The sequence below is a fragment of the Streptomyces sp. NPDC052114 genome (genome assembly GCF_040680155.1).
Classification (GTDB): Bacteria; Actinomycetota; Actinomycetes; order Streptomycetales; family Streptomycetaceae; genus Streptomyces.
The window spans coordinates 103448-116938 of the sequence record NZ_JBFAWC010000016.1 but is presented as its reverse complement, the minus strand read 5'-3'; the positions used below and the strand labels follow the sequence as shown (position 1 = coordinate 116938).

General features: G+C 70.4%; 13 protein-coding genes. 5 read left to right on the top strand and 8 right to left on the bottom strand.

Annotation, left to right across the window (positions count from 1 at the left end; all coding sequences use genetic code 11):
- Positions 1-51 precede the first annotated feature (51 nt).
- The 3 genes from AB0L89_RS30975 to AB0L89_RS30965 form a co-directional block, all read right to left on the bottom strand.
- Positions 52-1641 carry a succinic semialdehyde dehydrogenase gene (locus AB0L89_RS30975; protein WP_365148203.1) on the bottom strand — a complete coding sequence of 530 codons (1590 nt, stop codon included), beginning with the start codon at positions 1639-1641 and terminating at the stop codon, positions 52-54.
- 7 nt (positions 1642-1648) lie between these two features.
- Positions 1649-2575, bottom strand: a complete 927-nt coding sequence (locus AB0L89_RS30970; RefSeq protein WP_365148200.1) for an acetoacetate decarboxylase family protein — start codon at positions 2573-2575, stop codon at positions 1649-1651.
- Positions 2576-2680: 105 nt separating this feature from the next.
- Positions 2681-3256 carry a TetR/AcrR family transcriptional regulator gene (locus AB0L89_RS30965; RefSeq protein ID WP_365148197.1) on the bottom strand — a complete coding sequence of 192 codons (576 nt, stop codon included), beginning with the start codon at positions 3254-3256 and terminating at the stop codon, positions 2681-2683.
- A gap of 70 nt (positions 3257-3326) precedes the next feature.
- On the opposite strand from AB0L89_RS30965, the gene AB0L89_RS30960 reads away from it, so the two are divergent.
- Genes AB0L89_RS30960 through AB0L89_RS30950 form a run of 3 tightly spaced genes read left to right on the top strand, consistent with a single transcriptional unit; the run spans position 3327 to position 6267 of the window.
- Positions 3327-4535: a saccharopine dehydrogenase NADP-binding domain-containing protein gene (locus tag AB0L89_RS30960; protein ID WP_365148194.1), complete on the top strand. Its 1209-nt coding sequence runs from the start codon at positions 3327-3329 to the stop codon at positions 4533-4535.
- The gene (locus tag AB0L89_RS30955; protein ID WP_365148191.1) at positions 4522-5301 is read left to right on the top strand and encodes an alpha/beta fold hydrolase; all 780 of its coding nucleotides are present in this window, start codon (positions 4522-4524) and stop codon (positions 5299-5301) included. The genes AB0L89_RS30960 and AB0L89_RS30955 overlap by 14 nt, the downstream gene beginning before the upstream one ends.
- Positions 5302-5346: 45 nt before the next feature.
- A complete protein-coding gene (locus tag AB0L89_RS30950) occupies positions 5347-6267 on the top strand; it encodes an NAD-dependent epimerase/dehydratase family protein (RefSeq protein ID WP_365148188.1) in 921 nt (306 codons plus the stop codon).
- 20 nt (positions 6268-6287) lie between these two features.
- Here AB0L89_RS30950 and AB0L89_RS30945 read toward each other — a convergent pair whose 3' ends face one another.
- The 5 genes from AB0L89_RS30945 to AB0L89_RS30925 form a co-directional block, all read right to left on the bottom strand.
- Positions 6288-6530 (bottom strand): helix-turn-helix transcriptional regulator, encoded by a 243-nt coding sequence (locus tag AB0L89_RS30945; protein WP_365148185.1) that lies wholly within the window; start codon positions 6528-6530, stop codon positions 6288-6290.
- Positions 6428-8650, bottom strand: a complete 2223-nt coding sequence (locus AB0L89_RS30940; RefSeq protein ID WP_365148182.1) for a TniQ family protein — start codon at positions 8648-8650, stop codon at positions 6428-6430. Before AB0L89_RS30940 ends, AB0L89_RS30945 begins: the two co-directional genes overlap by 103 nt.
- Before the next feature lie 17 nt (positions 8651-8667).
- Positions 8668-9555, bottom strand: coding sequence for a TniB family NTP-binding protein (locus AB0L89_RS30935; RefSeq protein WP_365148179.1), 888 nt, complete (start codon positions 9553-9555; stop codon positions 8668-8670).
- A 219-nt stretch (positions 9556-9774) separates the two neighbouring features.
- A complete protein-coding gene (locus tag AB0L89_RS30930) occupies positions 9775-10314 on the bottom strand; it encodes a hypothetical protein (protein ID WP_365148176.1) in 540 nt (179 codons plus the stop codon).
- Positions 10311-10940, bottom strand: a complete 630-nt coding sequence (locus AB0L89_RS30925) for a TnsA-like heteromeric transposase endonuclease subunit (protein ID WP_365148173.1) — start codon at positions 10938-10940, stop codon at positions 10311-10313. The genes AB0L89_RS30930 and AB0L89_RS30925 overlap by 4 nt, the downstream gene beginning before the upstream one ends.
- A gap of 122 nt (positions 10941-11062) precedes the next feature.
- Between AB0L89_RS30925 and AB0L89_RS30920 the strand changes: the two genes are divergently transcribed.
- Both AB0L89_RS30920 and AB0L89_RS30915 read left to right on the top strand, forming a co-directional pair.
- Positions 11063-12616 (top strand): NAD(P)/FAD-dependent oxidoreductase, encoded by a 1554-nt coding sequence (locus AB0L89_RS30920; protein WP_365148170.1) that lies wholly within the window; start codon positions 11063-11065, stop codon positions 12614-12616.
- A gap of 90 nt (positions 12617-12706) precedes the next feature.
- On the top strand, positions 12707-13420 hold the full coding sequence (locus AB0L89_RS30915; protein WP_365148168.1) for a TetR/AcrR family transcriptional regulator: 714 nt from the start codon (positions 12707-12709) through the stop codon (positions 13418-13420).
- The last annotated feature ends 71 nt before the right edge of the window (positions 13421-13491 follow it).

The following is a 13491-nucleotide window of genomic DNA, read 5'->3' as shown; positions in this document are numbered from 1 at the left end:
TTCATGCGGACCGGGACGGCGAGGTGGCGGGCCGCCGTGGCTTCTGGTCGGTCAGCGGACGCCCAGGGCGCGCAGTGTCTTGAACGCCCGGGTCAGGATCCGCGCCCACTGCTCGTGCCCGATCCCGCGGGGCGGGGTGAAGCCCTGGAGGCGCTGGTGGGCGACGGTCTGGGCTTCGGTGTACTTGAGCAGCCCGTCGGCGCCGTGCCGTCGGCCGATGCCGGAGTCGCCCATGCCGCCCATGGGGGCGTCGATGCTGCCCCAGGCGGCGGCGAACGCTTCGTTGACGTTGACGGTGCCGGCGTGCAGCCGTGCCGCGACCGTGCGGGCCTGGGCGCCGTTGCGGCCCCAGACGCTTGCGTTGAGGCCGTACGGTGTGGCGTTGGCCATCGCCACCGCCTCGTCGACCGACCGGTAGCGGTAGATAGACACCACCGGGCCGAACGTCTCCTGGTCGAACAGCGTCATCTCCGGCGTCACATCGGCCAGGATCGTCGGCTCGTAGAACAGCGGCCCGAGGTCGGGCCGGGCCTTGCCTCCGACCAGTACCGTCGCGCCCTTCGACACCGCGTCATCGACGTGCGAACTGACGGTGCCGAGCTGGGAGGGCGTGGTCAGCGATCCCATGTCCATCGAGAAGTCGTAGGCCGCGCCCAGGCGCAGGGCCCGGGTGCGTTCGACGAACGCGGTGACGAAAGCGTCGTAGATCTCATCGGCGAGGTAGAGCCGCTCGATGGACACGCACAGCTGCCCGGCCGAGGGGAAGCAGGCGGCGACCGCGCCGGCGGCGGCTTTCTCGATGTCGGCGTCGGCGAGGACGACCATCGCGTTCTTGCCGCCGAGCTCCAGGGACGCGCCGATCAGCCGCTCACCCGCCTCACGCGCGATCCGGCGCCCGCTGGCGGTCGAGCCGGTGAACATCATGTAGTTCCCGCCGGCCATGAGCGCGTCTCCGATGGAGCTGCCACGGCCGACCACCATCTGCCAGACATCGGTGGGCAGTCCGGCCTCGCGCATCAGGGCCAGCGCCCACAGCGCGGTCAGCGCGGTCTGGGTGTCGGGCTTCTGCACGACGGCGTTGCCTGCCATCAGGGCCGGGATGGCGTCGCCGGCGGCCATGCTGAGCGGGTAGTTCCAGGGAGAGATGACGGTGACGACGCCCTTGGGGTGGCGCAGCTCGGTGGTGTGGGTCAGCACCGGGATCGCGCCCTTGCGGCGTTTGGGTGAGAGCAGAGCCCGCGCGCTGCGCGCGTAGTAGCGGGCGGTGATCGCGATGTCGCTCACCTCGAGGAACGCGTCCCGGCGGGTCTTGCCGCTCTCGGCCTGCATCAGGTCGAGGGCTTCCGCCTGCCGCTGGAGGACGAGGTCGTGGAAGCGCAGCATGATGCGTTTGCGGTCGGCCACCGGGGTGGCCGCCCAGCCGGCCTGGGCGGTACGTGCCCGGGTGAAGGCGTCCTCGACGTCGTCGGGGGTGGAGACCGGCAGGTGTGCGAGCGGGGTGCCGGTGTACGGCGAGGTCGTGGTGATGTGCTGAGCGCGGGCACCGGCGGCCACCAGGTTGGAGAGGCGGGCGAGGCGGTCCGGCGTCAGCGAGGTCGGCAGGGCGGCCTGGAGACGGCCGGTGTCCGTGGTGGTGGTCATCGCGGTCTCAGCTCCGGTCCTGGATGGAGGTGGGCACGGGCATGTGCAGGGCCAGCTGGCCCTCGGTGGTGACGTCGAGCTGGATCGTGCGGATCGGCTTCAGGGAGCGCAGGTCGTCGCTCACCTGGCCCTGGCCGAGCTGGAGGTCGAGGCCGCGGGGGAAGCGGATGGTTCCCGAGGAGAGCATGTTGATCTGGCTGGTGGTGGAGTGCCAGGCGCCGTCGATCGTGGTGTAGGAGGTCAGGGTCGAGACGTGTTCGCCGCTGGGCCGGGTGGTCTGCTTCGGGGTGGGCGCCGACAGTGCGAGGTCGAGGCCGCCCTGGTCGTTGGCGATCCTGGCAAAGGTGCGGTTGTTGTCGATGTCGACGTCGAGGTGGGTGACCCACTTGGGGAACCCGTAGCCGTCGTGGCCGCGTACCTGCGCGATCTCGGTGTTGACCGGGAGCGAGAGGACGTAGGAGTGCAGGGAGTCGTTCTTGAGCCCGGTGACCAGGTCGAGCAGGCCAAGGCCGCCGTGCCTGGCCGGCTTTACGGCGATGCCGACCGCGGCCTCGGTGTAGAAGTCGATGTCGCACACGTCGTACCGGAAGGTCATCACGGAGACGATCCCGAGCCCCGGGGCGATCTCGAGCGGGTCCAGTTCCCGGGGCAGGCGGGCCCGGATCGCTTTGGTCGGCGCGAGCATCGTGAGCCGGGCCGTGGAGATGCGGTAGTAGAAGTTGGGCGTCAGCGTGGGCCCGATGCGGGAGTCCACGCGGCTCTTCGGTATCCGGCGGAAGAAGTCGACGTTGCTGACCCGCGGGTCCCGCTCGACCTCGTCGAGGTCGGTGTCCATGCGGAACCGGTCGTAAAGGCCGCCTTCTGGGACGGTGACGAGATGCCCTCCGAGATCGACCTCTACGGTCCGGTCGGTCGGCTTGCCGGGGGATGCCATGGGCCCTCTCCTCCAATGTGAGCGGTGTAAACACCGACGATTGCACGGGATGTGAGCACCGTCAACAATGGAGGCGTGAGGGGCGCGACGGGCGGACGGTCTGCGTCAGGAGCCGACCGACGTGATGGCGAGGAAGGCGCCGCGTACCCGGCAGGCGACCTCCTCGCCCGACGCGGCCTGCAGCTTGCCGTCGAGATACAGGCAGGCCAGCCCGTGGGCGAGCCCCCACCCGGCCGACGCCAGGGCCGAGGCGTCCGCGTCGGGGAAGACGTGATCGAGCGCTTCGGTCAGCAGTTCGTGCAGGGCCTCGGCGGCCTTGATCCGCTCGTCATCGGCGTCATCGCACGGCTTGCCGAACATCACGCGGAACAGGGCCGGGCGACGCAGGGCGAAGGCGACATAGGCGACGGCGAACTCGGCCAGGTCCGGAAGTGACGCGGGCAGATCGCTTCCGCCGCCCAGGTCGGCCAGCAAATCCCGGAAACCTTCGACGGCCAGCGCGGACTCCAGGGCGTCGCGGTCCTTGAAGTGGCGATAGGGGGCGGTCGGCGACACGCCGGCCCGGCGTGCGACGGCACGCAGAGAGAAGGGCTCGCCGCCCTCCAGCATCTCCATCGCGGTCGACACCAGCGCCGCCCGCAGGTCGCCGTGGTGGTAGCCGCTCTTCTCTGAAGTTGACACTGCTTACTTCACCCTCCTACGCTTTGTGAGCACTGTAAACATAGTGCATCTCCGGAGGATCCGAGACTTGATGTCCCCACGCCCGCATCCGCGCCCCTTCGACGTCGTACTGCTCGGCGCCACCGGCTTCACCGGCGGTCTGGCCGCCGACTACCTCGTTTCCCACCTCCCTCCCGGAGCCGGGCTCGCACTGGCCGGACGCAACCAGGTCAAGTTGGAGGCCGTCCGCGACCGTCTCCTCCGGATCAACCAGCAGCTGGGGGACATTGCGCTGCTCCACGCCGACTCCTCGGACCCGCATTCGCTGGCCCGCGTCGCCGAGTCTGCCCGGGTCGTGATCACCACGGTCGGCCCTTACCTGGAGCACGGCGAACCACTGGTCGCTGCCTGTGCCGCGGCCGGCACGGACTACGTCGACCTCACCGGCGAGCCCGAGTTCGTCGACCGCATGTACATCGAGCACCACGCGACCGCCGAGCGGACCGGTGCTCGCCTCGTTCACGCCTGCGGCTTCGACTCGATCCCGCACGACCTCGGTGCGCTCTTCACCGTCCAGCAGCTGCCGGACGATGTGCCAGTGACCCTTCGGGGAGTGGTCCGCACCAACGCCACCGTCTCCGGCGGCACCCTGCACTCCGGTCTCGGCCAGCTGTCGCGACCGCGCGCGATGCTGCAGGCTGCGGCCGGACGCCGCCGTCTCGAGCCGCGACCGCCCGGCCGGCAGGTCCGCACCCGCACCGGCCTCCCCCGCCGCGACCGCACGCTCGACACCTGGCTGATCCCGCTGCCCACCATCGACCCCGACGTCGTACGCCGCTCCGCGCTCGCCCGCACGGACTACGGGCCGGACTTCACCTACTCCCACTACGCCGGGGCCCGGCGCGCCGTGACCGTCGCCGGCGCACTGGCCGGCTTCACCGCAGTTCTGGCTGCCGTGCAGATCCCGCCCCTGCGCCGCGCCATCGGCCGACGCATCCCCCAAGGAGAGGGACCCTCTGCGGAGCGACGCGATCGCACCTGGTTCACCGTCGACATCACCGGCGAGGGCGGCGGTCAGAGGGTGCACACCCAGGTCAGCGGCGCAGACCCCGGCTACACCGAGACAGCCAAAATGCTGGCCGAGTCGGCGTTGTGCCTCGCCTTCGACGACAACCCGCCCACCGCCGGCCAGGTCACCACCGCCACCGCGATGGGAGAGAACCTGCTGCGCCGCCTCGGCCACGCCGGCATCTCCTTCACCGTGCTCACCTCGCAGACGGCGACCCATGCCGGACGCTGACAAGGGCGGCGCCGGCACGCCGATCGTTCTCATCTCACCGGCGATGGCCATCGGCTCCGGCTACTACCGGCCCCTGGCCGCCGAGTTCGAGCGACACGGGTGGCAGGCCCGAGCGCTGCGCCGGCGAGGGTTCGAGCGCGGCGAACCACGGGCGAGCCGACGTGAGGACTGGGCCTACCGCGACGAGATCGACGACATTGCGCACGCCGTCGCCGCCGCGCGGGCGCAGCAACCCGCACGGCCCGTGCTCCTCCTCGGTCACAGCCTCGGGGGACAGCTCGTCGCCGGACACGAGCTCACCCGCCCGCCGGCCGACGGAGTGATCACCGTCGCCGGCGCGATCCCGCACTACCGGCACTACCCCTACAGGGGCCTCCACGTCGCTGCGATGGCGGCGCTGGTGGTCCCGGCGATGACGGCGGTGTTCGGCTACCTCCCCAAGCCGGCGTTCGGCGGCCCCGGGGCACGCACCCTGATGCGGGAATGGGCCCGCATGGTGCTCACCGGCCGACCGCCGTACGCGGTCGACCAGCCGATCACCACCCCTGCCCTCGTCATCAGCCTGGCCGACGACGCGTTGTCGCCGCTCAAGACGGTCGACGACCTCGCGCATCGCCTCTTCGCGCCTGCCTCGGTGACACGCTGGCACCACACCAGCGAACAGCGGCCCGAAGGCTCGACCCACGACCACATCGGCTGGGTCCGCACTCCGGCCACGGTCGTCGACCGCATCGTCACGTGGTGGCACGACGCCGCTCGCAGTTGAGTTGTCGTCACCACCCGCACCATCCATCTCAAGGAGACCAGAGCCATGCAGACCGTGCTCGGCGCCGGCGGACCCATCGCCGACGAGCTCGTGAACGAGCTCCACCGCAACCACACCAAGGACATCCGCCTCGTCAGTCGCAAGCCGTCGAGAGTGAACGAAACCGACGAGCTCGTGCCCGCAGACCTCACGGACGCCGACGCCACCAGCCGTGCCGTCGCGGGCAGCGACATCGCCTACCTCACCGTCGGCCTGCCCCTGGACTCACAGCTGTGGGAGCGACAGTTCCCCGTCATCATGCGCAACGTCATCGACGCCTGCGCCGAACACGGCACTAAGCTCGTCTTCTTCGACAACACCTACATGTATCCCGGAACGGCGACGCCCCAGACCGAGGCGGCCGCATTCGCACCTGGCGGACGCAAGGGACGGGTCCGCGCCGAGATCGCCACCATGCTGCTGGAAGCCATGCGGGCCGGCCGGGTCGACGCCCTGATCGGCCGGGCGCCCGAGTTCTACGGCCCCGGCCGGACGAAGAGCTACACGAACTCGCTGGTGTTCGACCGGATCAAGGCGGGCAAGCGGCCGTTCGTCCCCGTCAACGCCCACGCCAAGCGCTCCCTGATCTGGACCCCGGACGCGAGCCGCGCTCTCGCCCTGCTCGGCAACACGCCGGATGCCTACGGCCAGACATGGCATCTGCCGGTCGATCCGGACCGGAAGTCCTACGCCCAGCTCATCCAGATCGCGGGTGAGGTCACCGGCCACAAGATCGGCTACACGGTGCTGCCGATGCTCGCCTTCCGCGTCGGGCGCCGCTTCGTCAAGCCGCTCGACGAGATGTACGAGCTGCTCGTCCGATACCGCGACGACAACATCTTCGACAGCTCGAAGTTCGCGGCCCGCTTTCCCGGATTCCAGGTCACCAGCTATCGCGAGGGCGTGGACCGGATCCTTGCTGGCTGACCCGCCGACGGGTCCTCCTTTCAGCTGACTCGTGCCGCGACGCCGAACCGGCGCCGGTACTCCGACGGCGTGACGCCCGTAGCGCGCCGGAACAGTCGCCGGAAGTTCGACACGTCCAGGTAGCCGACGCTGTGGGAGATCTGGGCGACCGGCTCGTTGGTCAGCTCCAGCAGCTCACGTGCCTTCGCGGTGCGCGCCGCCTGGATGTATTCCGTCGCAGGCAGCCGGTTGCTTGCCCCACCGACGCCACGGACGGTCCGCATCCAGGCCGAGTGCCGCGAACGACTCTCTTCGAGGTGATCGCGACACTCGTTCTGAGGTACGGCCTGACGAGCGGAAATGGGGCGAGCAGGGAACGGGAGACCCCGGAGTGCGGCCCGGCGGGGGCTCTCACCTCAGCAAGCACCAGTTGCAGCGCAAGCGACTCCGCCCACGAGTGCTGCTCGTGAATGGACATAGCGCATCTCCAGCGGAAAGCTTCTCTTCCCTCGAGGTTCCGCCTCGTCGAAATTGATCGCATTCGGTGATGCGGGTGGGAGCGGTGTGCGCATGCGCACGGAGCGGACCCCGCAGAGTCGCCGCTGGGTCGTCTGGGACCCATCCTCTGTTCACAACCGGCGTCGGAAGCTTCCTGGTGGGCGGATCGGGACATCGTTCTTGAGGAAGGCAAGACGCACGGTAGCCAGGCTCGTCCCTTCGCGGTCGGCGATGTCGTGAAGGGAGAGTTAGTTGTGTTCGTACCAGGTGCGCCATTGCCCGATGCGGGTGGCGGTGTGCTGGGTGCGCCGGAACCGGGAGGACTCCAGTCGACCGGGTGTCGGGACAGCAAGTAGATGACGTGCGCTGTGGTGGTGTTGAGCCTGTGGGCGACTTGGGCGATGGAGAAGTCGCCGACAGGCACGGCCTGATGGAGTTGGGCCACGGTGATGCTGTCCGGGGCGGGGCCCGGCAAGGTCAGTGGGCGAAGGGCTGTAGGGGCGAGGCGCGGGGCCCACTGGAGGGGTTCGTCGATGTCGTGCTCGTCGAGGATCGCGCGTGCGGTGTGGGTGAGGAGTTCGGCCTCGGCGGGCAGGATGCGCCAGCGAAATCGCAGGTACTGCTGGCGCTGTGAGGGTGTCGTCGGCGCGATGGAAGGGTGTGCCAGACGCGGGGGTGTGCCGGTCAGGGTGTGGAAGATCCAGCGGTTGGCGTGGGTGATGTCAGGGAGGTGGTTCGCGCGCATGCGGCGTTGTAGGTCGTACCAACGCTCCGGAGTGATGAAGCGGGCGCGTGGGATGAACAGGGCGCGGCGGCGTGCGTAGTCGATGGGGCTGCCGTGCTGGTCGAGGTGGTCGGCGAGCAGGACCAGGGCGTGCAGGACTCCGGCGCAGTCGCGGCGGCGGGTCAGCTCCGCGAGCAGGCTCGCAACATTGTGGCTGCTGACCGTGGTGCCCGTCAGACCGGCGGCGGCGCGGATCGCGGTGCTGTTGCCGACCAACAAGCAAGCGACGGCGAGGAGTTCGTCCACTCGTCGCGCCACCGGCTTGCCGCTGGGGTGCCACGGCGCCAGGCGCAGGCTCCACTCGGGCCACAGGGCGTTCGGCAGCATCCGGGCCCTGGCGTCCTGGTTGCCAGGGGAGCGGGTGGAAGCGACGGCGGTGCGGTGGCGCAGCCGGGCCACCGGCATCACCTTCGCCTCCCGGCTGCAGCGCAGCGCCGCTTGGAGACTGGGCGAGACGGTGCCGCCCAACGAGGCGACATTGCCGGGGTGAAGGGCGCGGCCGGTGGCAGCCACCCGCTCGGTAAGCCACTGTGCCGCCTGGCCGGCAGCGGAAACGGACTTGGCTCTCAGCGGGTGATGGCAGCGCCGACCGCGCGGCCCGTTGGGCGCCGGGCTCGCGCACAGACCCGGGCGGGGAATCTCCCGGCGCGGGTGGGCGTGCAAGCGCGGAATCCGCTGGCACGCCGGGCAGCGGTCGGCCAGCACGACTTGGTGCCGCGTGCAGGCAAAGGACCAGCTCAGCTGCCAGGTCACCTGCCAGCGTCCCTTGCTGTCGGACAGGCAGGAGGGACAGAAACGCGATCCGGCCCGCCCCCACAACGACCGGCGCTCCACTCGCCGCTGACCTACCTGAATCGCCACCGCACGTCCGTCGAACCGGCGCAGCGTCATCGCGGTGAGCACTTTCTCGGCGATCCCGGCCACGGCAGCGATCCCGGGGGTCTCCTCACCGGTGGCCAGCACGGCCCACCGCGGGAGCATCGGCTTGGCCAGAGTCACATCCCGCATCGGCAGCCCCAGCGAACGCAGGACGTCCGCGTACCGACAGTGCAGACGAGCGGCAAGAAACTCCAGCCAGGAGTCCAGGGCTTCGCCCGCCGCGGGCGCATACGGGATCGGCAAGGTCGGCTGCCCGCTCCTCATGGGCCGACCCGCATGGCGCGCGGCCGGCTGCTGGCCTTGCCGCTGTGCAGCGCATGCTCAAGTTCGGCACGGGCGTGCTCGGCGGCTTCGTCGTTTCGGACCTGGTCCAGCAGACCTTGAGTGAGGCGCTCGGCGCCGGTACGGACGGCCCGCTGGCAGGCGCGGTTGACCAGCGTCATGAGCGAGCCGATGTGCCCGGTGCTGCGGGCGAAGAGGTAGTCGGACAACGCGTCGGCGAGCATGCCGGGATACGCGTCGGCCAGGACGATCCGCTGTTCCAGGGCCAGGAGCAGCTGGCGCCAGTGGCGGCGGCCGGGTTCGGCGTCGATGGTGAAGGGCGGCATGTCTAGGCGCGTGGTGCGCCGGCCGGTCTGCGCGAGCGCCGAGTCCCCACCCCGCTCACCTTCGCTGAACAGGCCCTTGTCCGCGAGGCCCACGCCGACCTTGAGGAGGGTGACCGGGAATTCGTTGGCGATCCACTTCAGGTGGTTGCTGACCTCGATGCCACTGGTCTTGCGCCACTTGAGGAAGTGCAGGTCGTCCAGGATGAGTAGCCGGACCTCGCACAACAGCATGCAGTCCAGGGCCTGCATACCGAGCTGGGCGGCGGTGGAGGTGTGGCGGCCGGGGTGGCCGAAGAACTCCAGCATGGACCGGTTGAGGTCCTTCATACCTGTGTTGCCGGTCAAGCCCACCCGGCACACCGGCCACCGCTCATGGCCCTGTGCGGTGAACGCGCCGCGCTCGGTGATCTCCCGGCGGTGAAACTCCCGTGCGAAGGCGAGTACGGCGGTGGTCTTGCCCAGCCCTGGGAAAGCGTCGAGGGCCACAGCCCCCTTGGCCTTGTCGCCGTCCTGCTGATTGCTGTCGACGATGTCCCACAAGTCCTCGTGAAGGTTGGCCAGTTGCGGCGTCCGGATGGGACCCAGGTTGGCGTGCCATGTCCGCCGGTCGCGTTCGTAGGCGGCCCGAGAAGACTCATCCAGGGTCCGGAGTGCCTGCCGGCCCAGCCTCTCGGGCTGCCTGCGGCGCGTCGACGAACGTCTTGAAGTCCTCCTTCCGGGAGAGCGCCAGGTTGCCGAGGCCCGCCGGGCCGGCGGCCATCACACGTCCTCCAGGGCATCCGCGTAAAAGCCCTCTTCTGCGGCGAGCTCTTCCAGATCGGCTTCGTCGTCATCGCCAGCCTCGGTGACGGGTGCTCGCGCCTCCGCTGTCGCTGGTGTCTCCGTTTGCCCCAGCGCTCGGCGTACGGACGCGAGAGAAGCGCCAGCCGAGGTGCCGGGCTCGGGAAGGTCGATGCCGGTCTGCTCGCGCGAGGCCCTCAGGGCCATTCGACGCTCGGCGGGCGTGGTCCCGAGCCCGAGATTCCATCGTTCCAGCAGGTCGGCGACCGCGAGGCGGTCATCGGGGTAGCGGTACTTGGCCGCGGCCGGCTTCCGGGCGAACACGAGCGCGTCCTCGCTCGGCGGCGCACGGTCGGAGAACAGCAGCTCCTTCGACGTGAGCCGCATGACCCTTCCCTGGCCGTCCTTGAGCACCACCTCGTTGCCCGCCGTCGTCGCGGCCATCTCGACCACCTCGACCGTCTCCCCGTCGTAGCGGAAACGTGTGCCCACTCCCACACGGGCCCCGGCACCGCTCATGCTGTCCTCCTCAACACAGTGGACGGACGCAGGGGTTCAGTCAGATCCACGTGCAGGTCGTGCGACCACAAAAGGTGATGGACCGCGGCGCGCACAGTCGGATCAGGCCGCTGCGACAGACTCGATGACGCCTGCGCTAACGTCATGCCGCTCAGATCGGCGCTGCGCAGTTCCTCCAGGACCTCCGGCTGGAACAGCCACGGGCGGCGATAGCCGGCGAGGAAGCGGATGTTCTCCAGCGCCGCCGCAGGGGGTGCGTCCCACACCTCGTAACGCCAACCGCGTGCCTCCACCGCCTGCCGGGTCCACGCGAACGTGCAGGACACCACCGGCTCGGACCACCGCTGCCGCGGCTTCACATCCACCACGACCGGCCCGCTTTTGGTGATCAACAAGTAATCCGGGATGTGCTTGCGGACCCGCCCCTCGACGATGGCCTTCAACAGGAACGGCTGCGCCACGATGCCGTGCACGAGAGGGTCGAAGTCGGCACACAGCAGCCGTACGAGTTCCAGCCGCGACTCGTAGATCACATGGCCGCCCGTCGTGGCTGACCAGTACGTTCCGGATTCGAGAGCCTGGCCGTTCGTCTGGCGGACGCTGGCCGTCGGCGCGAGGCTGTCCATGGCGCTACCCCCAACCCGAAGAACGGCCTACCTCACCACGGTGCCGTCTCGGTCCTGAGGCTGTGCAGCGAATCTTGAGACCCTACGTACCCCGGCGCGGGGCCCCCGTGCTAGGAAGAGTCATGCCTGATCGTGATGCGTACGACGCCGTCATCGTCGGCGGTGGTCACAACGGTCTCGTCGCCGCCGCCTACCTCGCCCGCGCCGGGCGGTCCGTGCTGCTTCTGGAGCGGCTCCCCGGCACCGGCGGCGCCGCTGTCTCCAGCCGGCCCTTCGCCGGGGTCGACGCGCGGCTCTCCCGCTACTCGTACCTGGTCAGCCTCCTCCCCAAGAAGATCGTCCGGGACCTCGACCTCGACTTCCGGGTCCGCACCCGCACCATCTCCTCGTACACCCCGGCCGAGCGCGCCGGACGCCCCACCGGGCTGCTCGTCGGCGGCGGCGAGGCCCGCACCCGGCAGGCCTTCGCACGGCTCACCGGCGACCATCGCGAGTACGACGCGTGGCGCGACTTCTACGCCATGACCGGCCAGGTCGCCCGCCGCGTCTTCCCCACCCTCACCGAACCCCTGCCCACCCGCACCGAACTGCGCGCCGTCGTCGACGACGCCACCGCCTGGCGCACGCTCTTCGAGGAGCCGATCGGCACCGCGATCGAGGCCCGCTTCGCCGACGACCTGGTGCGCGGGGTCGTCCTGACCGACGCCCTGATCGGCACGTTCGCCGACGCGCACGATCCCTCGCTGCGCCAGAACCGCTGCTTCCTCTACCACGTCATCGGCGGCGGCACCGGCGACTGGAACGTCCCCGTCGGCGGCATGGGCGCCCTCACCACCGCCATCGCCGACGCCGCGCGGGCGGCAGGTGCCACGCTGCGCACCGGGTGCGAGGTGACGGGGATCGCCACCGACGGGCAGCGCGGGGAGGTGACGTACCGGGCGGGCGAGGACGGCGAGCGGACCGTCGCCGCGCGCCACGTCCTGGTCAACGCGTCGCCGCAGGCCCTCGCCGCGCTGCTCGGCGACGCGCCGCCCCCGCCCGCCGAAGGCGCCCAGCTCAAGGTCAACATGCTGCTCAAGCGGCTGCCGCGGCTGCGCGACACCTCCGTCGACCCGCGCGAGGCCTTCGCCGGGACCTTCCACATCGCCGAGGGCTACGAGGAGCTGGCGGCCGCGTACGCCCAGGCCGCCGCCGGCGCCCCGCCCGCCGCGCCGCCCTCCGAGATCTACTGCCACTCGCTCACCGACCCGACGATCCTCGCCCCCGAACTCGTCGAGCGCGGCTACCAGACCCTCACGCTCTTCGGGCTGCACACGCCCGCCCGGCTCTTCGCGAAGGACAACGACGCCGTCCGCGCGGACCTCCTGAAGTCCACCCTCGCGCAACTGGAGGCGCACCTCGCCGAGCCGCTCGCCGACTGCCTGGCCCCGGACGCCGAGGGGCGCCCCTGCATCGAGGCGAAGACCCCGCTGGACCTGGAGCGGGACCTCGGGCTGCCCGGCGGCAACATCTTCCACCGCGACCTCGCCTTTCCGTACGCCCAGGAGGACACCGGGCGTTGGGGCGTGGAGACCCGGCACGCGAACGTCCTCCTCTGCGGGGCGGGCGCGGTGCGCGGCGGCGGCGTGAGCGGCATCCCCGGGCACAACGCCGCCATGGCCGCTCTGGGCGCATAGCCGCTGGTGTACGGTCGGATGCCGATCACCGGCCGGACCGCTTGCCGGGTGGCCGCCGGACATCGGCGCGAGCGAGGAGAGGAGGGCGTCATGGCTGCCGACGCGGCGCGCACACCCCGCTCGTCTCGCGCGCCCCGCCCGTCCCGCCGCGCGGGCGGCGCCCCGACCTTCACCGAACAGGCCCGCCGCGGCCAGCTCATCGAGTGCACGATCGACATGATCTCCACCAGGGGCTATCCGGCGACGTCGCTCGCGGCGATCGCCGAACAGGCGGGTCTGTCGAAGGCCGCGGTCCTCTACCACTTCTCGTCCAAGGACAACCTGACCCGGGCCACCCTGTCATACGTCCTGGAGCGGTTCATGACGTACGTGGACGAGAGGGTGGCCGCCGAGGCCGACCCGCGCGCCGCGATCGTCGCCTACGTCCGCGCGATGGTCGGCTACCAGCGGGACAACCGCCGTCACGTCCGCGTGATCACCGAGATGCTCCTCGACGACGCGGACGGCACGCGCCTGAAGAACCCCGGCGGACACGACACCGCGGGCCGCTGGAACGCCCTGGCGGACCTGCTCGCCGCGGGCCAACGGACGGGCCAGTTCCGCGCGTTCGCCCCGCCGACGCTCGCCCTCGCGATCGGCGGCGCGATCGACGGGGTGATCGGGCAGTGGCTCGCCCACCCGGACCTGGACCTCGACGCGGCGGCGGACGAACTGGTGACGTTCACGCTGTACGCGATCGAGCAGCGCGAGACGTCGGGTGGGGCGCGCGAGACGCTTGGTGCGACGCGCGGGAACGGCGGCTGAGGAGCGGGGACGGCCCGGCCGGGGAGCACGGGACGGCCCGGCCTGGGAACACCGGCCGAGGGCGCGAAAAC

Coding starts and splice junctions, on each gene's coding strand:
- AB0L89_RS30950 (WP_365148188.1), top strand. CDS start 5,347: ATGCAGACCGTGCTCGGCGCCGGCGGACCCATCGCCGACGAGCTCGTG.
- AB0L89_RS30955 (WP_365148191.1), top strand. CDS start 4,522: ATGCCGGACGCTGACAAGGGCGGCGCCGGCACGCCGATCGTTCTCATC.
- AB0L89_RS30925 (WP_365148173.1), bottom strand. CDS start 10,940: ATGGACAGCCTCGCGCCGACGGCCAGCGTCCGCCAGACGAACGGCCAG.
- AB0L89_RS30930 (WP_365148176.1), bottom strand. CDS start 10,314: ATGAGCGGTGCCGGGGCCCGTGTGGGAGTGGGCACACGTTTCCGCTAC.
- AB0L89_RS30970 (WP_365148200.1), bottom strand. CDS start 2,575: ATGGCATCCCCCGGCAAGCCGACCGACCGGACCGTAGAGGTCGATCTC.
- AB0L89_RS30920 (WP_365148170.1), top strand. CDS start 11,063: ATGCCTGATCGTGATGCGTACGACGCCGTCATCGTCGGCGGTGGTCAC.
- AB0L89_RS30960 (WP_365148194.1), top strand. CDS start 3,327: ATGTCCCCACGCCCGCATCCGCGCCCCTTCGACGTCGTACTGCTCGGC.
- AB0L89_RS30945 (WP_365148185.1), bottom strand. CDS start 6,530: ATGCGGACCGTCCGTGGCGTCGGTGGGGCAAGCAACCGGCTGCCTGCG.
- AB0L89_RS30915 (WP_365148168.1), top strand. CDS start 12,707: ATGGCTGCCGACGCGGCGCGCACACCCCGCTCGTCTCGCGCGCCCCGC.
- AB0L89_RS30975 (WP_365148203.1), bottom strand. CDS start 1,641: ATGACCACCACCACGGACACCGGCCGTCTCCAGGCCGCCCTGCCGACC.